Below are 21792 nucleotides of genomic sequence, written 5' to 3' on the forward strand. Positions count from 1 at the left end.
TTTTTTTTGTTATGATTACCTAACTACATAACTTCTATGCAAAAACAAGCCCACCGACCGTTAAGGTTAGTGAGCTTGTTTTGTTACTTGGACATAGAAATATGTGTCCTAAATTCATGCGCTGTCCGAGTATAGTATGTATCAGCAATCTTAACAAAATCAGGCGTATACTTTTGTATTATTCCTCCGTAATCTATGATGCTATCAGGGGCGTCCTCGCCAACTTGCACAACATAAACCCTCACTTGCGCCAATGCTGCAGCAAGTAAATCTGCATCGCTGGATATAACCTTATATTTAGCACTCAAACGATCACTCCTACAAAAAAAGTATCTAAAAATTATCCACCTTATGTTTCTCCATCAATTTATTTATCGTTAGATATTTTTCGTCTAATACTTTTCTTTCCTCTATATTTCTATTGAATAAATCTTTAAAGACAAAATTTTGGACATTAGTATTTACGTCCATTAAGCATGCAAAAAAATCCAGAAGTCGATCATGCGTAATTGCAATAGACTTAACAAGTTCCGCCCGTTGTTCCTCTTTAAATTCTCTCCCATCATTTAGAGAATAAAGGAATGCATTGTATCCCATGTAGCTATTATTAATAATCTTGATCATTTCTTTAAATTCTTCCTGTAGAGCATATCTTTGTTTTACAAGTGGAAGCAATACAATTTCATATTGTTCCCATGCATAAGAAAACTCTAAGTACGAACTACTCGCAATGTTTTTAAGGTTTTCAAACTCTCTCTCATTATATGATTTTAGTAGTAAATAGTTCATATCAGCTTGGTACAATATTGATTCCACTTGTAAGCCTCCTAGATGTCTCCTTGTAGTATCAAGATACGTACAAAAATCGGAATTTTTTCTAATAGCATTATAAAGTGGATCCTTTATGAAATTGAAGGCACTAATATATGTAGTTATTCGCTTATCTCTAATTACATTTTCCTGACCCAATTTATATACATAAATCCAACCAGTTACTGTAACAGTCATTGGTATAATTACTCCTAATAACCATTTAATATTATCTCCAGTTATATACCCTAGCATCTCATATATCCCCAACCTTTCCTAATGCAGAATATTCATTTGTATAATCTGAATATAATAGTTGTGGAACATTCTGTAGACGATAAAAAACAAACATCTGAAGTCACGGGCTTTTTGCTCCCCACTTAATAATACGTGTTATTCATACGTTGACACGTGCAATAAATACGTGTATAATATAAGTATAAGGAGGGTTGAGATGAAGGCTTACAGTTCGAGGGAAATCATAAAAATTATCGAAGAAGATGGTTGGTACATAGTTGGAGTACATGGTAGCCACCATTACTACAAACATCCAACGAAGGCAGGGAAAATAACAGTCCCGCATCCTAGAGCAAGCTTTCCTCCCAAGACACAAAAGAGTATCCTAAAATCAGCAGGGTTGTAGGGGCGCAAGCCCCTCTCCCCCAAGGAGGTTAATATAAATGAGTAAGAAAGATGTTTATCGCTACTGGGCATTGCTAGACACGGCAGACGAAGGAATCTCTGTTCGTTTTCCCGATCTGCCCGGATGTCTGACTTCTGGTGATACAGCTGAAGAAGCACACGCCGCAGCACGTGAAGCTCTTGAGGGGTTTATGTATGTGATGGAGCAAGACAATGACCCTATTCCTTCACCATCTGTGCTCGGTGATATCTTGAAGCAAGCAGATCAGACAGAGGCTGCCTGTGAAGTGCAAGTCTATATGCCTACTGTTAGGGATGCAATGGAAGCCAAGGCTGTTAAAAAGACCCTCACGGTGCCAAAATGGTTAAATGATGAAGCAGAAAAACAGCATCTGAACTTTAGCCAAGTATTACAAGAGGGTTTGAAACGAAGTCTTGGGATCGACAAGCAACGCATTTAATTAGACAACTCTTTGCGAACATCCCTATCCTATAGGGTGCTTTGCTGGACTGCCTGATGAACTCGCTTGAAGTAATGGGTACCAGCCGAAACCATTTTGCGCTACAGCGCAGGATGGTCGCGGGAACCCGCATCGAGCTAACAGCCCGATTATTTGTATATTGGTACTGTCGTTGTATCGTTAGCATCGGGGCATGTCTGATGGGAAGAATTAAAGCATGGTAGCTGTAGGAATCACAATAGCGGATTTGTTGGAAGGTGCGGAAGAGTTGTAGCGATTGGTACTTTTATTGGATTTAACGAACGTATAGGTGCGTTGATTGACATATATGAACCGCTACTAGTAATTATTGAACCAGAAGCCCTCGAAGAATTCGACTTCGGATTACTACCACCAGGATGGGCTGAATTTGATATATGACCCATCAAATTATAATGCCTCGTCAGCATTATCACTGACGAGGCAATTTTTACAATCGTATTGGCTGGTTGTCTTATCGTCTTTGTTGAGCTATCGTTCTCCGTTAGTTTAATAAACTCTTAATTTTTTGTATCCCATAAAATATGGTTTTTCCAATCTTTCCACTTCAAGCCCCTCATAATTTCATGAAAACCACATCTCTTTATTTGAACCGAGAAGGGTAAATTATTCTCATTAGTATATTTTTAATTCTATTTTTTTTCTTCAGGATTTTAAATGGTCGCATCATCTCGTAATCTTCATGTTCGAGCATGTGACAATGCCATACAAAAAGTCCGGCGAAAGGATCGAAACTCCCGATAAAAGAGGTAACATAACCAGCGGGAGCACGAATGGTATCTTTAAATCCTCTTTCGTTAGGTTCAGGAGGAGCCGCAGGCCCTGTAAATTTAAGTTTTCCTGTAGCTTGGAAATGAGCAACGTCAAAAGACTGGCGCTCTAGAATTTGCATGTCAACGACATGTAGATGAATGGGGTGGTCATCCGCAGACAGATTAATTAACCGCCAGATCTCAACAGTTCCTAAGTCCATTTTCTCGGATATAGGATCATTCCACATTTTACTGTCAAGTAAATTTAGCGATCTTCCATATTCATCCTCCACTCTAACGAGTGTGAGATCTCTTGTTCTTGTTGACATCTCTCTAGAAAGGAAATCAATTTTCGTTAATTGATCAGGAAGGGAGCTGGCATCTTTGCCTTTTAACGGAGTGGTTACTTTAAACTGCATGACATCGGTTGTTTCGGGGGAGGCACCCTTGAAGACATTTTTAAGAATAATCGTCTTGCCAAAGGATCGAGAAAAATCGACGATCACATCCGCGCGCTCAGTCGTTAGAAGGAGGATCTCATTCATTTTCACTGGCTTCTCTAGTAATCCTCGATCGATTCCAATTTGATAAAATGACTGTCCAGAGTCCAGTTTGAGTGTAATAGCTCGACTATTACAGTAATTTAATATGCGAAATCGGTATTTTCTCGGTTCTACTTCAAGATAAGGGGATACTTTGCCATTTACCAAAATGTAATCTGCATCAAAAGGTGTGACAATCGAGGGAAAAGGAAGACGAGGATTGTTTTTATCCGGTGTAGCGGGGTAAAAGAGCGAGCCATCCGAGTTAAACGAGCGATCCTGAATCATAAGAGGGATTTCATATGTTCCCGTCGGTAGATTCAGAGATTGTTCATGCTGATCACGAATGATATAAAAGCCTCCAAGTCCCGCATAATTGTTTAATCTCGTAATACCCATTGTGTGGTCATGATAAAATAACGTAGTGGCTTCAAGGTTTGGGTACTCAGATACTTTTCTTTTAAACATAGGTCCTGTTTGTTCAAAATTTTTCGTAAACCAAGCTTCAGGGTAGCCATCACTATGGTCAAGCTGTTTTCCTCCGTGTAAATGAACCACGGTTCTAACCTGTGGAAGTGTTTTTTCTGCACCATGAATGGTGGTATCGATGGGAAGAAAATGCTTTTTGGGCAGATCATTCATCCATTTGACATATGTCGTTTCATCCTTCATCACGTCGAAAGTCGGTCCTGGGTAGATTCCGTTGTAGCCCCATAAGCGGGTAGGCCCTAAATCACGATGTAGTTTTTGGGTAAATTCCCTCATGGTCACTTCATAATACGAACCTTTCTTGTCTCGCTTGATCGGGGAAATGGTTTTGGAAATCGGCAGTTTATCGACGAATTTTTGAAGTTTTACTTTTGGGGGCATATAAGTGGAGACCTCCTCACGGTTAATACCTTATAAAAACATATGAACGAAAGATGTCCCATTATGATTATTTGTGGAACTTATATTCCGTTTGTGAGAGCAATAGGTGGTTAAAATTCAACCAAAACTTTATTAGTCCAACGATCTGTTTTGTAATTCACGTCTCCTAAACAGTTGTTATAATTCCTTGCAAACACATTTAGCAAAACAATAAAAATAATAAGGGAAAACAATGTTAGCTTTCTTTATCCAAATTATTCTCCTCCTACCTACGCCATAATTGCTGCTGACCCATTAACTTATTTGACAAAATAGTGCCCCCTCAGGTTAATTCGAACTATCCTGCCCGTTCGCTCAATAAGGGATCAGTGAAAAAACTGCACTCTTTTTCATCGTCTGCAATACGCAACTTGATCTGATGCAATTGTTGATCTACTCGCATTACAATACCACGAATCTCCTTATCATCTGTCGGATCAAACAACTTTAACGTGATCAGGCTGTGATCCTCCTCCATTGACTATGCAAGTACCTTTGTAGATGTATACAAGAATCAAGTAAGGGGATTAATATTATAAATAAAACCGCAAAATACGAAGGAGAATAACAATCTTAAATACACCTTTTTATATAGTAGTTGCATTTATAATACCTTGGACAATATGTATCTATTTTCTTAAAAGTAAACCTTTACTATTTGTTCTCTACATACCGATTGTGACTAGTATCGCAATGTTGATGAATATAATCGGGTTCCATTTTGAATTCTGGAACGTAGAGCCATCCAATATCACTGCCCTTCCATTCGACTTTGGAATCTATCCCGTTTTGGGCTGTTTTATGATAAATAGTATTAACTCAACTAAATATTCTAGCCTAAGCGCAATAATCATCTATAGCCTAATTACTACGTTATTAGAATTTGGTGCATATTTAACTAAAATAGTAGAATACGGCAACGGATGGAACATCGGATGGACTTTCGTTTCTTATCTTATTGGATATACGGTAGTAGTATTGTATAGAAAACTTCTACAAACATATTTAAACAATTAGAAATTTAGTGCCAACCAATATCGTAGAATCCCCCAGCACCCTTTTTAATTGTTCAAATCATTATAAATTGGTGAAGAGTTGACCTGAGCAATAAAAGATACAATATTGTCTTATTTGAGTACAGTAATAATGATTAGGTTATTTAAAAGAATAAAATCATTTATGCGAGGAGTCCTTACAGTGAATCTGTCGCTGATATTTCATGCAATTGAAACTGAAATACAACTACAAATACATCTAGTCAGCGGAGAGACATATGTTGGTTTCTGTCAGGAAAGTGACTCTTCGGGTTACTTCATAATAAGAACTGAGAGCGGTTTGTTTTCTTTTCCTTCTTGGGCTATCAAACGTATAAAAGAAGTGTGATATGCGATAAAAAAACCAAAAGGGGGTCGTACGGGGTATGTATATACCCTCTAAATTCTTATCTTCCCGAATTCCAGCCGTCTTAATAGAATTCGGTCTATCCCCCCCCTACGATTCTAAAGAATCCATCTAAATTCATTGTTAAAAAAGAGAGCCTGCAAGAAAATGCAGGCTCTTTTTTCTAAGCTTCGACTGTTTCTGGCCGCTTAATTTGTAAAGGTGGGGGAACAAGCCAACCTTTTTCTTTAGTTATTTCAAGTATTTTAACCCCTAATGCTGCCTTCGTTAAATGATACTTAGCAAATAAGGCTCCAATATCCACTCTAATGGATTGACCCATTACTTGGCTACAAGCCACTAAGCCTGCGGCAATATCAGCAGCAATATGTGCTGCTATTTCAGGATCTGAAAATCTTGCACCGACTGGGATATCCTCAAGCTTTGCATCCGGTCGTTTTGGCATTATGGGTGCTGGAATGATGCCATTATCGGTAAGAAGTGTATCACATTCTTTAATCTCTAACTCTGCTTGATCGATGAGACTGTTAAGAACCTTTTTTAAATCCTTATCACCAGCGTGGTTTAAAAATGCTTGGTAACGAGACACCGCACCTCTTGCCATCACCGAAGTTTGCCAAACACTAAAAACCTCACCAAAGTGCATAGGTTCTTCTTTTGAATTACCATTAAGAATACCTGACATCGGATTATCCACTCCTTTATTTATCTTCATAATTTATAGTAACCACAAATTCTTTTTTTCATGTAAAACACTCTCTCGGCAATGCAGTAATAATTCGAAGGGCTTGCTTGAAGATGTTTTTCTACCCACCAGAATTTGCGGGTAAAGTAAAAATACCCGCCAACCACTTAAGGTTGACGGGGTATTTGTTATACACGCTTATGCCAAAACCATTCTAAACTCAAATTCATTTCTCATGTAATAAGCATCCGCAACTTTAACGCTAACTGGACTCCATTTCTGTACTGGGCCCTCACAATCAATTATGCACCCAGCCAGATCACCACGCCGTTCAAGTATATCTACTTGTGACTGTGACAAAGCAGCCGTTAGAAATTCTGCATCCGTCTTCAAGACTTTGTATACATTGCTCAACACGATCACTCCTATGTATTAAAATGCCCCACCATAGCAGCTAGGTAAGATACTTCCGTATAGCATTAATATAATTGATTTGGAACATGAGTGCTATAACCGGAAAGGAAATTTTCCAGAACACAAAAAAACCGCCGACCTATTGAGGTTGGCGGGGTATAAACAAAAATAGCTCGTAGAAAAAACCTTGCGGGGCGAGTGTTTTTGTTTATGTATGGAGAGAGTCAATTACAGCATTACCAAAAAAATAGATTTAAATTCATTGTATTTTCTACTTTTAATGATTTCTTAAAAGTCGGAACTCTCCAATATTTTTATTTCTTAGTGAGGAAAAGCATTATTAACTTTACTTAGAAAGGTATGCCCACCAGCCGAAGCCGGTGGGCATAATCCTAAACATTTGTATTAATCAGAAACCAGAATAGCATCAAAACTTTCTGGACCAACACGAATTGTCCCAAGGAAGTTAGACGAAACAAAAGCAGTATAAGTCAATTGCGGCGTTACTGGGGGATTAAAATCATCAGCAGAGAAAGTAATTACTTGTGGCGCCAATACACTCAAGTTAAAGGTCGAAGTGGCTGAGTAAACTAATGGATCAGTCGGTAACGTTCCTCTTACAATCGTGATGGTAATTCCAACTAAGGCTATGGGTAATTGCACAGAGATCGTTCCTTTTAAAATAACACGCGGGTTAGTTGTTACTCCTTCCGATACAAGGCCTACTTGTCCGAATAATTGTGGAGTGTTTAGTAAGGTTATTGGAATTGCAATAGAATTTGCATAGCTCGCATTCTGCGACGTTCTTCCATCAAGATAAGTTCCCAAATGAAAAACCTCCTTTCAATAAGATACAGTATTGTATGTCCTAAGAGGTTTTACAGCTTGGACAATTCATCTGGGAACAACGTTTGATTTCAACCATCAATTTCCGAAGGAGAATTAAACCCCGCTGACCACTTCAATTTAACAACAGACTTTTCCTTCTATTTTATTTAATCAAGTAATTTTAGAATAAGGTTGTTTGAACAATCTATACCAGATAAAATGCATAAACTACTATAGGAGGATTTATTCAGAACGAGGTGAGAAAAGATGGATATGATTTTAATAGATATTTTCTGCCCAGTTTGCAAACAAATAAAGGCAAAAGTAAAAGACTATTCGAAAAGGGATATGGAGCATCTACTATTGAATAAACAAACGTATCCTATGTTAATTTGTAGCGATTGTGAAAAACGAATTTTAAAAAGCCTTAAGAACCATATTGAAAAAACGAATGATTTGTAGATAAAAAATCCCACCAGCCGAAGCCGGTGGGCGAATCGCTTTAATCTTTTGTAGTCCCATCCCTCCTACTAAACGCCAATTCAAATAGTCCCGTAGCTGATAGTCCAGCTAACCCTCCAGCCCACAACCGAAGCACAAGTTCTAGCTCCGTAAACGGATAAGTAGCAGCGCCAACCAGTAAGCCGATAACCAAACCAATCAGCGGCAAAATATTTTTAGGAACGTTAAATGTACTCTTCACGAACTGCACTCCTGCCAACACAAAAACGGCGATCATCGAGGCGAACGCCAGTACATTAGTTAGGTTTTGATTGTTCATTAATTATTTATCTCCCTTCGCAAATAATCCCATGTTGTACAACAATTGAATCACATTAAGTTCTAGCTTTGACTTTTCTGCCGATGTAGTTATCGCTCCAACCGCTTTAGCAGCCGTAATAGCCTCTGTATAATTGATGGCATAGGTTTCCTTGCCGGAGATATTTAAACGCTTCTCAATAGTTGCTAGGCGCTCATCCTGCTTAACTACTATTGCTTCTAACTCCTCAATTCTACTCATGTCTTCATCTACCTCCCCTTTTAAACGATCTATAATAGCTGATGCTTTTACCATAGCCGTTTCAGATGGCTTGCTACCTGCTCGCAGCTGAGTGAGTGTTAAGCCAAAGACCATTTGGAAATGAGGATAATCCTTAAATGTTGTCCAGTCGCCTCCCCACTCAAATCCGAGCTTCTTGGCCTCTTCCACCACTTCAATCCAGTCTTTGATGTTGTTTCCGTTGTAGTCTTGATTCATATCCCAAGAGACACTAGACCCATTCGGTAGCAGCAAAGCGAAATCAACAGCCAGACCAAAATTGTGGTAACTATATCCGCCCTTTGCGTTAGTCACGATAGATCCTGGCTTAGTACGTCCTTGTGCGTAGAGAGCGTCTTGCTCAGCAATAGTCCTTAGCTCTTGAGTTATTAAAATAGGGACTCCCCGAGCGTAACAGCGTTCAATTAATACTGTAGCAGCAGCCATAACCACCGGGTGCAATCCTATCAATCTTGTAGTTGATTTACTCCTTACTTGATCCAGTGTAAGCATATTTACCTCCCTAAAAATTGGTTAGCCACAATCACGCCAATGGTAATACCAATGATGTACTTAACAAAATCAAGCCACATTTTACGTTCTGACCCACTATCCTTATTGGCTTGTTGCAATAGCATGAATATCTTATTTTCAAGAGAATCAAATTTCCCCATAATCTCACCAAACTTAACTTCCATTTTTATTGTGGATTTCTCCATTTGTAAAATGCTCTCTTCGTGTCTCAGACCAGCTGCTTCAAGTAAGTTCATTTTTGCGTTAGTATTGGCTAGGTCTGCGGATATTCGTGCAAATTCACTGGAAAGACCGAGTAAGCCCTTTTCAACATCTTCCAATCGGTGCATTGGCACTACATCCCCACCCCCTCCTTCTTGGTTTGCTCCCCCAATGGACATATAACAACTCCCCTCTCTATTTATTGATCAATATAAATAGCCCCCGAATCAGATCCGAGGGCAAAATAAAAACGCCTACTATGTGGCGCTAGCAATTTAATCTATTCTTTTAGCTCTGCTGCGACATCCTCACGGATAATCTCCGGTACCTGCTCTAACGTCTTAAGTCCTTTACGGATCAAACTTGCATATACTTTAGGCATTGTCTTCTTCACCTCCCTCAACGGGGTCTGTTGATTCAGCTGGCGTTTCTGGTTGTCCGTCGGTTATTCCGGCAAGTACCTTCTCATAGAGTTCAGTAAGTGCCAATTGTGTATCCGCCGCCTCTTGTTCGGCAGTCTGTAACTCTTCATAATTTTCTGTAAGAGCAAGCTGCGCTTCTTGCAATTGGGTTTCAGTTTGCCCCAGTCTCTCCAACGACTTAGCAAGTTTCGTTTCTGTCTGCTTGAGTTTCATATTGGTTTGCTCTAGCTCCTGTGCAGTCTTAGCGCTTTCTTCCTCTACCATTTCGATACGTTTAATTAGCACCTCTGCTGGAACCTCGCCAGGATAGGTAAACTCTAAAGTTTCGGTTTCGGGATTAACACGGTAGCCATTACACTCCGCGAACTCTCGACGGAACTGACCGTACTTGAGCTTTACTACACCAATGGTATCACGGACCCGTTCAGCCAGTGCCTTGTATGTTGCAAAGTCCTGATCCTCTGTTGTTTCAACTACCAACCTTCCAACTTGTTCTCCTGTATTAACTACCACGTTACCTGTTGCTTTTTCAAAGTATATTTTCATTCCGATTTCCATCTTAAAACCTCCTTTTATCTCCATGCATACCACAATATATTTACTGATATTCCACTGAAATTAAAAAAAGCAGAAAATCCATTGCCCCACGAACTCGGACTTTGCATTTCACCGCTCGAAATTACTGTTCCATATGGATTAGTTCCTGCATACTCTACAAAATTCCATCGTTCAGTATCTGTCCCAAGATATACAAAAGTGCTTTGGCTATTTTCTTTAAAGAAAGTAAAACGTACAATTCGAGGTTTAAATGACAATCCACTGATTTGATACACTCCGTTACTGTAGTGGGCACCTGTATAGCCTTCGGCGTACATTCGCTCTACTAGTGTTCCAGTAACTCCAAATACTTCTACACCGCTGCGAATGTTAGCAGGGGCTAGGTCGCCCTCAACAGATCGTAGTTGTGCTGTTGTTACTTTTATTTCACCCGCCCCAGGGCCACCTTTGCGGTAGCCCTCTCTTGGGTACACCGCTAAGCTACCATCACCCCATTTCCCTACACTAAGAGCCGGATCTTCGCCAGATGTGATAACAGGAATGGAACCCTGAACTCCAAAAATAGATCTTGTAGACAAAATGCTTGATGGTTCAAAATTGGGATCAACGGATAACAGTGTCCCGAATCCACCGGAATTAAGTCCAGAAGCATAGTACCCCGTCTGAGGTTCCATGACAAGGCTCCCAAATCCATCCCCTTTAGCTGACAAGGCTGTGGTATAGGTTAGGCTGTCTCCGGCTCTAGTTCTGTCCGGCATTGTCCCGTTCACCAGTCCGTTTTCTGTGCCTATCGTTTTTCCAGCCAGGACTTCCGCTGCTGTAGCTGTCCCATATTCACCCCCTTCACCCTGTAAGATAAAAGCCGTTCCATCGTATACAACCGTATAGACACCACCAAGAGCCAAAGGCGGGTTATTGCCATTTGGCTTTTTGATAGATTTTGCGCCTAGCCCATTTACATTGAGTGTAACCGGACCTGTTGTAGCTGCATGTGCTTTAATGGTTACTCGTAGACCAGCTGATAGGGCTGCAATAGCTGGATTGAAAGTAGCCATCAGAGTTGGTGCAGTACCAGTAGTAACTGCATAGGCAAGTGTACCTTGCGTAACCTGTGCAGCAGAATAGCCACCTACAGTATCGGCATTACCATAGGACATTGCAGGGCTTAAAACGTTAGTAATACCAGTTTCTGAGGTGATGAGCGATACAGTCCATCCCGACCCAAGTGTGCTAGGTCCTTGGTGTGATGCTAATACTTCTGATACCTCTATATGCGGGAAGCTCCACGGTGATGTAACACCCCCAAGAAGGATGCAGCACTTCGAACCATCATGCGCAAGTCTAACGGAAGTGAATGGGGCGTTACCTTCAACGTAGGCGCTAGTGTACATCCAACCGCCGGGAGAAGTAAAATTGTACCCTCCTACTAGTAGCTCCCATGCTCCTTTTCCAGACGCGTACTCATATCCACTAATCTTAATGCTCATCATGGTATTATTCCATGTTACAGGTAGGGTTATTTTTACTGTCCCTGTAACAGCTCCTGAGACGAAGTACGATGCTAGATTGGAATACTTATAGGATGAAGGCACATAGCGTCTAGTGAGTGGCGCATCCAATGTTCCCCCGGCGCTAGTTATATTAGTTATCCATGGAGTCCACGTACTTCCGTTCCCTGTTCTTGTATAAGTATTTCCGGTTGTGACTTCCATAACCTCCTGTTGAGTGTATAGAATACCACTACCGCTCCTTGTTACAGTCATAATCCCATATGTTGCTGGTGAACCGTTGGTGGTACCTGTAGGCTGGTAGATAGGATATATTCCGTTAGTGATGATCGTATTGTAATCCGTGTTGTTTGCGATTGGCGCTCTAGACGCTAGTAGTCCAGCGTCATTATACCCCGACCACATTGGAACCCAAGAAGCCCATCCCCCGTTATTTATTTTTCTTCGTATGAACGTAGAACCTCCCGTTCCATAGAACATCTGCCATATCCAGTTACTTGTGTTATCGTGAGTTTCGCTGTTGCTCACATGTACCAGGACTTGTCCATATTCTCCCGGGGCAGGGTTTCCTGTTGCTGTATTAGCCACCGGATATGTTCCAGCGGTAAGGAGAGTATCTAGGTTAGAGATAGTTACAGTAGTTCCACTTAGTGAGCTGTAAGTGTTAGCTCTTGGCACCTTGGCGCTACTGTCTAGCCCTGCGTAACCATTAGCGGCGTTCTTTTTGCCGGAGTGCTCTAGCTCGTACCATTCAGAGAATACGCCGTTATAGATGTTCCGTGTAAACACACGCATGGTTACTCCTGCAATGTAAGTAGTAAGCCTTTGATTATAACCTGCATGCTTAGTTACTGATAAAGAAAACGCTTGGCCAGCTACAGCCGCTGGCATATTCGTCATAGTAGCTGCGTTAACATTTCCAAAGCAGTAATACTCTCCTTCTGCAATAGAATTCAAATCAGTACCATCAGCTATCACAACACCCTTACGTGCAATGTTTGTAGGAATACGCGCGTCAGGGACAAAAGCACTAGCATCCAGTCCCGCATAACCGTTAGCTACATTCTTCCTGTTTGCATTCTCGATCTCTACCCAAGAAGACCAGACGTTGCTATTACAATAACGTATAAACGTCCGTAAGTTTAGGAAGTCCGTAATACGTTGGTACGATCCAGTGCTGGACACTCCTCCAGTTATTTTGAAGACCTCGCATAGTCCGCCATTTGGAACTTCTGGTGGTCTTCCGGTTGCAGAAGAAGTTACGTAGTAAAAACCAGTTGTATACAGAGTGTCCATTGAGCCAGAGCTGAATATTGATGTAGAGCCAGTATCAAGGGTGAGCTGGTGCTTCTGGATTTTATAACCGGACTTAGTTTCTGTGTTGTCTTCTATAACAGGGACAGCTTTAGGCAGTGTAGTGGCACCAGTACCTGTGTATACTGGAGACAATGAGAATGTTGAGTCTCTAACAGAAGACCATGACTCTACTGTAATTGAAAACGTATTAATATACGCAGAACGTGCTTCTATAGGTATAGCGAATCGTGAATTAACTGAATCATATCCGATCTCACCTATAGAAATATGGTCAGGAAGATTCTCCGTTGCTTCTACGTATCTAGACACTGCACTGTTTACTATATTAGGTGGACTAAGTATGGAACTGTAAACTTTAACTAGTGATCCCCTAGCGTCAACTCCAGCATAGGCACCTGAGACTGTAACCCTGATTCTACCGTGAACTGCTCCAGAGATTATAATATCTGCCTTCTGGTTGCTAGTTCCTGCCAGACTGAGTAGGAATGCTTGGTTAGTATAGTAAGGTATTGAGCCAAGACGAAGACCACCAGCTAATAAATTCTTCTGCGAGTCTAGCGCGGCTACTCCACTAGCAGTGCCTTTCTGTGTCAAGGGAATCGATAACGCAGCAGCATTACCCTCGGCAGCATTCCACTTAGTACGTTCCGCAGCTGTAATGTGCGCTACGGTGCTATCTACGTGAACCTTGGTTGCGGCTAAGGTAATATCAGGTGTGTCGAATGGATTTGCCTTACCTGTGATTGCTTTAAGATACTTAGTAAGCCAAGAAAACCATTGAGTGATAGAACCCTTTAAGCCATAAGCAATCGCTGTAGCTGGGTCAGCTGTGCGATCACCTATAACGGTGTCAGTAGATGCGCCTGCGGCTAAGCTGGCTTCTGTGAGCTTAGGACCATCACCTGCAGCTCCGGTATGTTTATGACCCGCAGAAGCATCAAACTCCGCATCTATCTTGTCTAAATTTTCGTTGATCATCGTCTCAATGTTGAATGTGTCTTCCCCGTCAGTCTGCGGGTTCTTTTTATATAGGTTTAGATTCTTGGTATTACTTGGCATGATTGTCCTCCCTTCATTCTTCCAAGAACGGCGCGAAGTCGGTCAGTTTGCGCTGCTGCAGTTGGTTTATTGTCATGATGTTTTGGATCTCACGGATTAAGAGGTAACGATATTTATAATCAACTACCATATGAGCTGGTTTGATCTCTTCAATGGCAGCCTTCAAGTCGTCAATGTTTGGCGGAATACCGAGAGTATCAATAAAGCGAACTGTAAAAGCATACTCTGCAGGGCGGAACGAAACATCCACGGTTCCGCCGTCATATACTTCCGCCACATTTTTAACCAACTGCCCCGAGAACTTACCCGCTCCTCTAAGCTTCGATTCGACTACAGAGCGCCTTTGTTCAATAGGCTTTGAGGTGTCAACAGTAAGATCGAGCTCTTTCTCCCATATTTCAATCCCCCAAGTAGCGGTACTAACGAAGAACTGATTTAACACCTCATTTAATGCCTGCGTAAAATAATCCAACTCCACACCCTTAGCGTTCATATCCACTTGTATGACACGTGACTTTTCATAATAGGCTGGCAGATTAGCGAACATCTTTTGACCGTTGGCGCTAGTAATCGGGAAATCACTCACTGACACTCACCGTCCCTAGTACCGCTACTTGTCCCGGGTTGATTTGGACGTTTATATCCGAAAGTCCGTTGACTGTCAGGTCTGAAAAATCAATAATCGGAGGAATATCCAAGAGAACCGCCGCAATCCGTGTATACCGTACAAGCGAATCTACGAATGCGAGCTGCTTTAAGTAGGCAGTTACACCCGATTCAATCAGGGTTTTTACTGCTGGCAATGAAGCACCGGAAGCCAGGGTTAGTTTTACGGAAATATTAATGGGTACCTCTACTGCCGGCATGACTGTTACCACCGGACCGCCTGGAGCCGCCCCTTCTCCTTGTCCATCCTGGGTGGGGTCGATAAATTTTTGAACCGCTGCTACAATGCTAACTTTCGCAGCGCGCTTGTCCGTGTCCAAGAGGTAAATACCTACCGTTCCCGGTCCCTGCCATAATGGCTTAACCTGTACCGCTCCAACACCAGGGATTTCACTTGCCCATAGCATATAATGAGCTTTGTTCCCGCTTGTCCCGGGATTGCGCACCCGGAGGTAATAGCGTTCAAGTAGCGATGTGTCTGTTTCCATATCTGCGCCGCCAGTAATAGCTGCCTGGTTCCTTACAGCCGTCACTCCACTGATTGGCGTACTAATAATTTCAATTACGCTCGCGGGGACGATGCCGGCAGCTCCAGCCACTACTGCACGGATCGGTGCAGTCCCCGCTCCGGTTGATCCTATTGTTACGGCCGCGGTGGTCTCATACTCAATACTTGACTCACCGGATGCTTCATCTGCTGGTGTAGCTACAATCGTCCCGGCGGGAATAACCTTCCCGGGAGTTCCGTTAAACGTCACTTGTCCCACTGCTGCCACAGCATCGCGGCGTGTGACGCCATGCTCGGCCGCCCGCAGCGTCAGCTCATCTGAACGATATGCCGGATCAGTGCTGGCAGCCGTGCTGGCAAAGCCGCGGCGCAGTATCTCACGAGCCCATATAGCCGCTTCCGCCAGTGCAAAGGCTACCGGCTCTTGTGCATCCCAAATAAAAGAACCCTCGGACTTGTCAATGTCCTCGGGCACTCGGTTCAGCATGCGCTGCATGATTTCTTCTTCGGTTTGGTCTTGCAAGTAAAGAGGTAAATCAGACATCAGGCATCAGCCCTCCCGTCTATTGTTTCTGATTCTTCTCGTACATTCGTAATTGTGCATGAGAAACTACAGGTATCATCCACCCAAGTAAACGCGAAATTACTTACTGAAGCTGTTCGCGGGTCCACCATAAGCGTCTCCGTTACAATCCGCTGGATTTCACTCTCCTGGACCGCCTTGCTGTAGCCCCTGCCGATAAGATCATCAATTTCCTGTCCATGATTGCGGGAGTAAATGACATACCGGTATCGCGGAGTAAGTAGTGCTTTTCGACACCACTGTACCCAGGCCTCCTTTTCTCCAGCAGCGGCAACCTTCCGGGTAGGTGTCATAATGAAATCACCCGCTTCATAGTCAAAACGCCAGCTTCGGCCGAATTTCACTTCCGAATCTGTCGTTGTACCGGAGTCCGAACTGCTCCACCCGATGTCGTCTGGAAATAGATTAGCCACCGGTATCCACCACCCTGCATATGACTACAACGTCATTCCCACCGTTTACAGGTATAGTCAGTACTCTGTCACCTGGCTGGAGACCGGCGGCCATATTCACTTGTACATCTTCGATTTCCTTCGCAGGCACGTTGAAGGTGGCCGCCCCGCTCCCACTGCCGGTGTTTATAGTCCCAGATAAGGTATAGGAGGGCATTCCAAGCGTTACCGTCCACCCAGCAACGAGATAATCCTGAATCTCATGCTTGAAACTGTCCAGTTTGAGGCCAGAAGCTGTGATGGTGCCCATTTCCGCCGGAACGCCAGCTAATGACTCCCCAATCTTTTTACCAAACGCTTCGTGAAATGCGTCGTGTAGCGCATCATATGCATCAACCATATTTCAGAAAATACCTCCTTTTGACATAATCGACGCTCGCCAGATCCAAATTCATATGCCCAGGGTCTCCCAGCATGTGAGTGATGGACGTCACGATCTGCTCCACTCCGTTCAGCTTTACTGAGTCCCCGGCCCGCAGCGTGTTGATATCCAGACCGGTGTAAGATATGGTCTCTTGTATCCCGGTCAGCATGGATTCTGCCAGCTTCTTCCCGGCTGCCGCTGTCTTTACATCCTCGTCCTGCACCATGCGCTGCAGCGTGCCGTATTTATCAGTTTCGCCAGTTGCAATAGCGAGGATCGGGGACGGCGATTCCTCTTTGCTTCCTGATCCTTTAGTACGTACTGTCTTCTTGCGGTCCTCCGTGCCGATTACCTTTACTTTGGTTATAGCTCCCTCTAATGTACGGCGGCGGGAAATGCTCTCTGTCGCCTCTAAGACCCAAACTGTTGAATTGCTACCAACTTTAAAGAGTTCCAGACCCGTAGTCGTCATGCGAGGAACATACATGTCCCCGCCCGCTTTAACTGTTTCCTGCAGATCGGATGTGATCATATTGTAAATGGCCTGCGAACGGTAGACAGCCTTTTTCAGCTTGGTCTTGGTATCCGGGATAGTGGAGAGTTTGATACCCCAGTCTGCCGCATACTTCCGGAGCCGCTGGCTGGCCGTTTGCCCTGCTGGGAACAAGTATTCGTCTTCGGATTTAGCTATATATATAGTCCGGTCATAAATCGTTAGATCCAGTGTTTTGATGTCGCCAGTGCTGCTGTTCACCTCCCAGACTACCCCAGGATCAAGGAGAGGTTTCCAAACGCTTTGACCATACGGCACGCCGCTTACCCGGATAAGGTCTGCAGGGTTAATGGCTTGCATGGAAGCGGGAACCGTGATCTTTACGCTAGCCGTATATGATATCTGGTCAAGAGAGTCTTTCAACGAAATGCTCTCGATCAGCTCCCGTAGATAGTACTTATCCAGGTGTACAACCTCATAGCTCATGTGGGCATCACCAGCTTCTGACCGGGCTTGATCTTATTGGCATCCGGTCCGATGGTACTTTTATTCAAGGCATAAATGGCTTCCCACTTCGCGCTGCTGCCCAGCTCCAGCTTTGCAATTTTGGACAAGGAGTCTCCTGACTTCACCGTATACGTCTTTGGCGTCTTCTTGGTGTCTGGACGGCTTACAGCCGTACTTGCCGTTGTGCCGTTTTTAGTGGTTGCTGTTGCTTTTGTCGCTCCTGCCTTCGTATGGACTACCGGCTCCCGCCAGGTCCGCATAGTCAGGTCAAAGTAAACATCCCCCGGTTCGCCACCTCTAAAGGTCGTGTCATGTACAGAGAGAATCACCAGATTGTTTACGAATGTATCTGTGATGATGAAACGTACCGGCTGCTTACTAACCATATAGGTAGTTAAAAGGTTCATGGCCTCCTGGGGCTTGGGTATATTTTGTGTGACACAGTACATATCTGGCTCTATGGGAAAAAAAGAAGAGAAGGTGATTTCCTTCACCTTCTCCCCGCTCGGATAGTCAAACTCTCCAAATCTTACTATGTTAACCGTTTCGATACCTTTCCCACGGTTAATTTTTATTTCTTCCGGATTGACCGGGAAGACGAAGTTTTTGCCCGCTCCGTCTATAAGGTGTAGTTCCATATGGATCACCCCACTTGTTTCGCTTATTTAAAGAAAAACAGAAAAAATATAATTACAAAACCACTTAAAAAAGTTCGAAATAACTCTTTAGAGAACTTTTTTTTGTCATTTTCTTTATAAGCCCATATTGCATCACGAGTTGTAACAGCGAAAGTAAAAGCTATGAGTATTAGAAAAGGATAGTATACCCAGGGATTAAGCATTGTCGTTCCGATCCATACAAGAATATCCATTAATATCACCCCTCACATGATTGTATTCTCCATATGAGGGAAATTTCCTTTTTATCTCTTGAGATTTTGAGCTCTTCTCCGCATTTCTGCAGCAATTGTGCCTCCAACCCTCTGCCCTATGGCATCATAATCAATTTCCTCGTTTTGGACAGTCACTTGAACGGTTCCCGGCGGCAGAGTGATATTAAATTGATTGGTTGTCTCTGCCTTAATATTACGTATGCCGTTTTCCATGCTGCTGACCTGATCCGGCGAAATGATCACCGTTTGAGGTACATTCTGTACCATTGCTGGAGCAGAAGCCTTGGTCATTGCCAAACTCTTACTTACCAGTTCTCCGATTGAAGGGAAGGCAGTGTTTGGTGCATATGTTGACTTACTGACTGTCGCCACGTTAGTTTGAAGTTGTGACGAACTTATTAAGTCAATCTTTGCCGCTATAGTTGCCAAACTTTTGCTTACAATGTCAGATACCAACGGAAAAGTTGTTTTAACTGGTTTGATCGATCCGACATTGTAGGGAGCGGGAGTCCGACCAAGAATGGCATCTAAGCCGACTAGACTATCGCCAAGAACGGCATCAACAACAGGAGGTTTCTGCTTTTCCTTGCCATAAACCGAGTCCATAAACTTGCCACCTACTCCTTCGCCAACCCAGCTACCTCCAAATCCGCCACCAATACCGCCAAGAATCGCGCCGATTGCTGTACCAGCACCTGGAACGACTGAACCAGCAGCGCCCCCGAGCGTTGCTCCAGCCCACGCACCTGACCACCCACCTACAGCAGAACCCACTTTTTCAGCACGGTCTCTTCCATTCTCTGCCGTAGCAATAGAATAGGCATCAACAGCAGCAACTAATGGTAATGCTACCTTCGAAGCTACTTTTAATCCCGGAACAGCGAAATCCTTCGGAGGATTGACTAGCTTTCCACCAGGACGATACCGCGGATCTCTCCTCAACTCATTCCAAGGGATTTTTGACTGAGATGCATCTGCTACACCCGCAGCCGCTCCCCTAGCAGCGGATTCCCCGGCGATTATTGCACCTTCTGAACCCGCAACAACAGCCGGAGCTTTACCCGCTAACGTTTGTACTACATTTTTGCCTGTGCCTATAACGCTCTTTGCGATGTCAATTGTTGGTTTTAAGACTTTTGTATAGATTGGTTTTCCCAACGCAGCAGCAGCTACTGTTATGCCGCCTGCAAGTCCTAAAGTTTCAGTTGAAGGTTCTGTGATAGCATTACCGTAGACATTGCCTATTGCGCTTGCTGCCTTTTTAGCTATAACTCCTGCATCAAACGATTCAATAAACCCTGTGAAAAACGCTGCACCCGCAGATTCTCCAGCTGTCTTATACGGCGAATCATCCCCATCATCTAAAAGTCCCAAAGCACCCATAAAGACGCCCTTCAGCGCTCCTCCTAATCCCGCTCCGATCTTGCCGGCCATATTTGCCACAACACCTTGTCCTGTACTTCCCCACCATGTATCAAATTGAGCCTGGAGGTCATCAAAAACAAATCCAATTTTCCCTTTAAGGCTAAGATTCTGGAATTCCGTATTATTTAAGAAATGAGTTTTGACATAGGATTCAGCTTGTGAGGTCATTTTCTCCATGGCTGCAGTAAGCTCAGGTGTATACCGAGTAACTACTTCAGATAATTTCGTTACAACCTTCTGAATAATCGGCATTGTCGGAAGCAAGGCTGAAATTTGGAGTGTTTCTACCGCTCCTTTGAACATCTCAACCGCCCCGGTCGCTGAATTCATCTTATCTTTCGCCACTTTGAGTGCTGTTACATTGGACATTTCTCGCTGGAAGTCCTTGATACCTTTGGCGCCTTCCTTATACAGAATATTCGCTGCCCGGATAGCATCCGTGCCAAACATCTGTTTAAGGTAGAACTGTCTTTGCTCATTTGTTAGACCCTTCAGACTCTTTTGCAGTGTACCCGCTATGGTGGCCATATCTTTAATGTTACCCTGATCGTCATAAAACGCTGAGTGAATGAGCCCTTGGGACATCAGGAACTGCCGGGTTGCTTTTGCCGCCCGGGCTGTACCTGTTTTAATACCTTCTTGTTTAGCCACAAACTTTTCCATGGCCTTTGAGATCTCATCGAACGATGATGATGCTGGCTTAATACCGTTCTTCTGCATAAACTGTAAAGATTTCGTCGCGTCCATCGTCAACAAGCCGAAATCCTCAAAGAGCCCATAGGCTTTAGCTGTCTCAGGAACTAAGTTGAGGAGCAATGTCTTCAAGGAAGTACCTGCGTCACTACCCTTTAAGCCGTTGTTACCTAATACCCCGAGCGCTAAGTTAGTATCAAGGAAGGACGCTCCAACCCCGTCTGCTACCGCTCCTACCATGGATAAGGAATACCTAAGGTCGTTCAGGTCAACCGCTGAAGCATTCGCTGTACCAGCCAGGATATCAGATGTCCTCGCCGCGGATAGAGCGTCCTTTTTATAGGCATTTAAGGATGTAGACATGAGCTCAGCCGCTTCGACCATCTGCATACCACCAGCAGTCGCTAGATTCAGTGCCGAGCTGAGACCGCCGTCTTGAACCTTGCTTACTGACAAACCGGCTTTAAGTAGTGCCTCTTCTCCTTGAGCCGCTTCCAGTGCGTTATACTTCGTCCGCATACCTTCAGAAAGCGCTAGTGCCTGCATTCTACCCAGTTCTTCATCTGATATTTGGGTCAGGGCTTGGATCGATTTCATTTGGTTCTGGAAGTTCATCGCTTTCTGTGTTGATTTTACGCCTGTATATACGGCTGCTCCAGTAAGCATTGCTGCACCTGTAACTGCTGTATTGACCGTAACCCGGAAAGCCTTTCGAGTGAGATTACCCAACATAGAGGATAACTTACCTATCCCTGCTGAAGCGCGATCAAGCAGCCTTACTTCCGGTTTGGCATTCATACGGTCTAACCGGTTCATAGACGATGTGATCCGGCTAGCTGAGGAGGTTAGACGGTCATTAAGTTGAACCGTCGGATTCATCCGGGTTCGGCCCAATGCTGCAGCTCGTCGCTGAGTTTGTTCCATCAAACGTTCAACAGCGCGAAGCTGCTGTTCTGTTCGCTCCACGCCACTTGTGCCGATCACAAGGTCTAACTGATAAAATTCATTAGCCATTTGTCACCCGCCTTCCCCGGCGCCCACTTGGCATTGCTGGCATCCCCGGTGGTGCCTTTGAAATAATCTCAAGC

The 21792-nt window shown here is 43.6% G+C and carries 21 protein-coding genes; 2 read left to right on the forward strand and 19 right to left on the reverse strand.

All coding sequences use genetic code 11. From position 1 onward, the window contains the following. Positions 1-83: 83 nt before the first annotated feature. The gene (locus ACFWMP_RS25520; RefSeq protein ID WP_379425015.1) at positions 84-308 is read right to left on the reverse strand and encodes a hypothetical protein; all 225 of its coding nucleotides are present in this window, start codon (positions 306-308) and stop codon (positions 84-86) included. A gap of 25 nt (positions 309-333) precedes the next feature. Next, positions 334-1008 carry a hypothetical protein gene (locus tag ACFWMP_RS25525; RefSeq protein WP_379425016.1) on the reverse strand — a complete coding sequence of 225 codons (675 nt, stop codon included), beginning with the start codon at positions 1006-1008 and terminating at the stop codon, positions 334-336. Positions 1009-1264: 256 nt separating this feature from the next. On the opposite strand from ACFWMP_RS25525, the gene ACFWMP_RS25530 reads away from it, so the two are divergent. Beyond that, positions 1265-1453 carry a type II toxin-antitoxin system HicA family toxin gene (locus tag ACFWMP_RS25530; protein WP_341127885.1) on the forward strand — a complete coding sequence of 63 codons (189 nt, stop codon included), beginning with the start codon at positions 1265-1267 and terminating at the stop codon, positions 1451-1453. Between the two features lie 37 nt (positions 1454-1490). Beyond that, the gene (locus ACFWMP_RS25535) at positions 1491-1913 is read left to right on the forward strand and encodes a type II toxin-antitoxin system HicB family antitoxin (protein WP_379425017.1); all 423 of its coding nucleotides are present in this window, start codon (positions 1491-1493) and stop codon (positions 1911-1913) included. A gap of 622 nt (positions 1914-2535) precedes the next feature. Here the strand turns inward: ACFWMP_RS25535 and ACFWMP_RS25540 are convergent. The 17 genes from ACFWMP_RS25540 to ACFWMP_RS25620 form a co-directional block, all read right to left on the reverse strand. After that, positions 2536-4116 (reverse strand): multicopper oxidase family protein, encoded by a 1581-nt coding sequence (locus ACFWMP_RS25540; protein ID WP_379425018.1) that lies wholly within the window; start codon positions 4114-4116, stop codon positions 2536-2538. A gap of 1603 nt (positions 4117-5719) precedes the next feature. Continuing rightward, entirely contained in the window at positions 5720-6241 is a 522-nt protein-coding gene (locus ACFWMP_RS25545; RefSeq protein ID WP_379425019.1) for a DUF3231 family protein, read from the reverse strand. Between the two features lie 198 nt (positions 6242-6439). Beyond that, positions 6440-6655, reverse strand: a complete 216-nt coding sequence (locus ACFWMP_RS25550) for a hypothetical protein (protein WP_379425020.1) — start codon at positions 6653-6655, stop codon at positions 6440-6442. Between the two features lie 405 nt (positions 6656-7060). After that, positions 7061-7483 (reverse strand): hypothetical protein, encoded by a 423-nt coding sequence (locus tag ACFWMP_RS25555; protein WP_379425021.1) that lies wholly within the window; start codon positions 7481-7483, stop codon positions 7061-7063. 502 nt (positions 7484-7985) lie between these two features. Further along, positions 7986-8264: a holin gene (locus ACFWMP_RS25560; RefSeq protein WP_379425022.1), complete on the reverse strand. Its 279-nt coding sequence runs from the start codon at positions 8262-8264 to the stop codon at positions 7986-7988. A 3-nt stretch (positions 8265-8267) separates the two neighbouring features. Further along, entirely contained in the window at positions 8268-9035 is a 768-nt protein-coding gene (locus ACFWMP_RS25565; RefSeq protein WP_379425023.1) for a M15 family metallopeptidase, read from the reverse strand. A 2-nt stretch (positions 9036-9037) separates the two neighbouring features. Next, the gene (locus ACFWMP_RS25570; RefSeq protein ID WP_379425024.1) at positions 9038-9436 is read right to left on the reverse strand and encodes a hypothetical protein; all 399 of its coding nucleotides are present in this window, start codon (positions 9434-9436) and stop codon (positions 9038-9040) included. 101 nt (positions 9437-9537) lie between these two features. Further along, positions 9538-9639, reverse strand: a complete 102-nt coding sequence (locus ACFWMP_RS25575) for a CD1375 family protein (RefSeq protein WP_379425025.1) — start codon at positions 9637-9639, stop codon at positions 9538-9540. Continuing rightward, complete coding sequence (locus tag ACFWMP_RS25580; protein ID WP_379425026.1) at positions 9632-10237, reverse strand: hypothetical protein; 606 nt, start codon at positions 10235-10237, stop codon at positions 9632-9634. The genes ACFWMP_RS25575 and ACFWMP_RS25580 overlap by 8 nt, the downstream gene beginning before the upstream one ends. 14 nt (positions 10238-10251) lie before the next feature. After that, positions 10252-14121 carry a pyocin knob domain-containing protein gene (locus tag ACFWMP_RS25585; protein ID WP_379425027.1) on the reverse strand — a complete coding sequence of 1290 codons (3870 nt, stop codon included), beginning with the start codon at positions 14119-14121 and terminating at the stop codon, positions 10252-10254. A 13-nt stretch (positions 14122-14134) separates the two neighbouring features. Continuing rightward, positions 14135-14707, reverse strand: a complete 573-nt coding sequence (locus tag ACFWMP_RS25590) for a YmfQ family protein (RefSeq protein WP_379425301.1) — start codon at positions 14705-14707, stop codon at positions 14135-14137. After that, positions 14700-15839, reverse strand: a complete 1140-nt coding sequence (locus tag ACFWMP_RS25595) for a baseplate J/gp47 family protein (RefSeq protein ID WP_379425028.1) — start codon at positions 15837-15839, stop codon at positions 14700-14702. Before ACFWMP_RS25595 ends, ACFWMP_RS25590 begins: the two co-directional genes overlap by 8 nt. Continuing rightward, positions 15839-16291 (reverse strand): DUF2634 domain-containing protein, encoded by a 453-nt coding sequence (locus ACFWMP_RS25600; RefSeq protein WP_379425029.1) that lies wholly within the window; start codon positions 16289-16291, stop codon positions 15839-15841. The genes ACFWMP_RS25595 and ACFWMP_RS25600 overlap by 1 nt, the downstream gene beginning before the upstream one ends. Next, the gene (locus tag ACFWMP_RS25605; protein ID WP_379425030.1) at positions 16284-16670 is read right to left on the reverse strand and encodes a hypothetical protein; all 387 of its coding nucleotides are present in this window, start codon (positions 16668-16670) and stop codon (positions 16284-16286) included. Before ACFWMP_RS25605 ends, ACFWMP_RS25600 begins: the two co-directional genes overlap by 8 nt. Beyond that, positions 16663-17673, reverse strand: coding sequence for an XkdQ/YqbQ family protein (locus tag ACFWMP_RS25610; protein ID WP_379425031.1), 1011 nt, complete (start codon positions 17671-17673; stop codon positions 16663-16665). Before ACFWMP_RS25610 ends, ACFWMP_RS25605 begins: the two co-directional genes overlap by 8 nt. Further along, a complete protein-coding gene (locus ACFWMP_RS25615; protein WP_379425032.1) occupies positions 17670-18332 on the reverse strand; it encodes a LysM peptidoglycan-binding domain-containing protein in 663 nt (220 codons plus the stop codon). The genes ACFWMP_RS25610 and ACFWMP_RS25615 overlap by 4 nt, the downstream gene beginning before the upstream one ends. Before the next feature lie 284 nt (positions 18333-18616). Further along, complete coding sequence (locus tag ACFWMP_RS25620) at positions 18617-21718, reverse strand: phage tail tape measure protein (RefSeq protein WP_379425033.1); 3102 nt, start codon at positions 21716-21718, stop codon at positions 18617-18619. Positions 21719-21792 lie beyond the last annotated feature (74 nt).

It is taken from the genome of Paenibacillus sp. NPDC058367, from assembly GCF_042723305.1.
Taxonomy (GTDB): Bacteria; Bacillota; Bacilli; order Paenibacillales; family Paenibacillaceae; genus Paenibacillus_AQ.

Coding starts and splice junctions, on each gene's coding strand:
- ACFWMP_RS25525 (WP_379425016.1), bottom strand. CDS start 1,008: ATGACTGTTACAGTAACTGGTTGGATTTATGTATATAAATTGGGTCAG.
- ACFWMP_RS25530 (WP_341127885.1), top strand. CDS start 1,265: ATGAAGGCTTACAGTTCGAGGGAAATCATAAAAATTATCGAAGAAGAT.
- ACFWMP_RS25535 (WP_379425017.1), top strand. CDS start 1,491: ATGAGTAAGAAAGATGTTTATCGCTACTGGGCATTGCTAGACACGGCA.
- ACFWMP_RS25540 (WP_379425018.1), bottom strand. CDS start 4,116: ATGCCCCCAAAAGTAAAACTTCAAAAATTCGTCGATAAACTGCCGATT.
- ACFWMP_RS25545 (WP_379425019.1), bottom strand. CDS start 6,241: ATGTCAGGTATTCTTAATGGTAATTCAAAAGAAGAACCTATGCACTTT.
- ACFWMP_RS25560 (WP_379425022.1), bottom strand. CDS start 8,264: ATGAACAATCAAAACCTAACTAATGTACTGGCGTTCGCCTCGATGATC.
- ACFWMP_RS25565 (WP_379425023.1), bottom strand. CDS start 9,035: ATGCTTACACTGGATCAAGTAAGGAGTAAATCAACTACAAGATTGATA.
- ACFWMP_RS25570 (WP_379425024.1), bottom strand. CDS start 9,436: ATGTCCATTGGGGGAGCAAACCAAGAAGGAGGGGGTGGGGATGTAGTG.
- ACFWMP_RS25575 (WP_379425025.1), bottom strand. CDS start 9,639: ATGCCTAAAGTATATGCAAGTTTGATCCGTAAAGGACTTAAGACGTTA.
- ACFWMP_RS25580 (WP_379425026.1), bottom strand. CDS start 10,237: ATGGAAATCGGAATGAAAATATACTTTGAAAAAGCAACAGGTAACGTG.
- ACFWMP_RS25585 (WP_379425027.1), bottom strand. CDS start 14,121: ATGCCAAGTAATACCAAGAATCTAAACCTATATAAAAAGAACCCGCAG.
- ACFWMP_RS25595 (WP_379425028.1), bottom strand. CDS start 15,839: ATGTCTGATTTACCTCTTTACTTGCAAGACCAAACCGAAGAAGAAATC.
- ACFWMP_RS25605 (WP_379425030.1), bottom strand. CDS start 16,670: ATGGTTGATGCATATGATGCGCTACACGACGCATTTCACGAAGCGTTT.
- ACFWMP_RS25610 (WP_379425031.1), bottom strand. CDS start 17,673: ATGAGCTATGAGGTTGTACACCTGGATAAGTACTATCTACGGGAGCTG.
- ACFWMP_RS25615 (WP_379425032.1), bottom strand. CDS start 18,332: ATGGAACTACACCTTATAGACGGAGCGGGCAAAAACTTCGTCTTCCCG.
- ACFWMP_RS25620 (WP_379425033.1), bottom strand. CDS start 21,718: ATGGCTAATGAATTTTATCAGTTAGACCTTGTGATCGGCACAAGTGGC.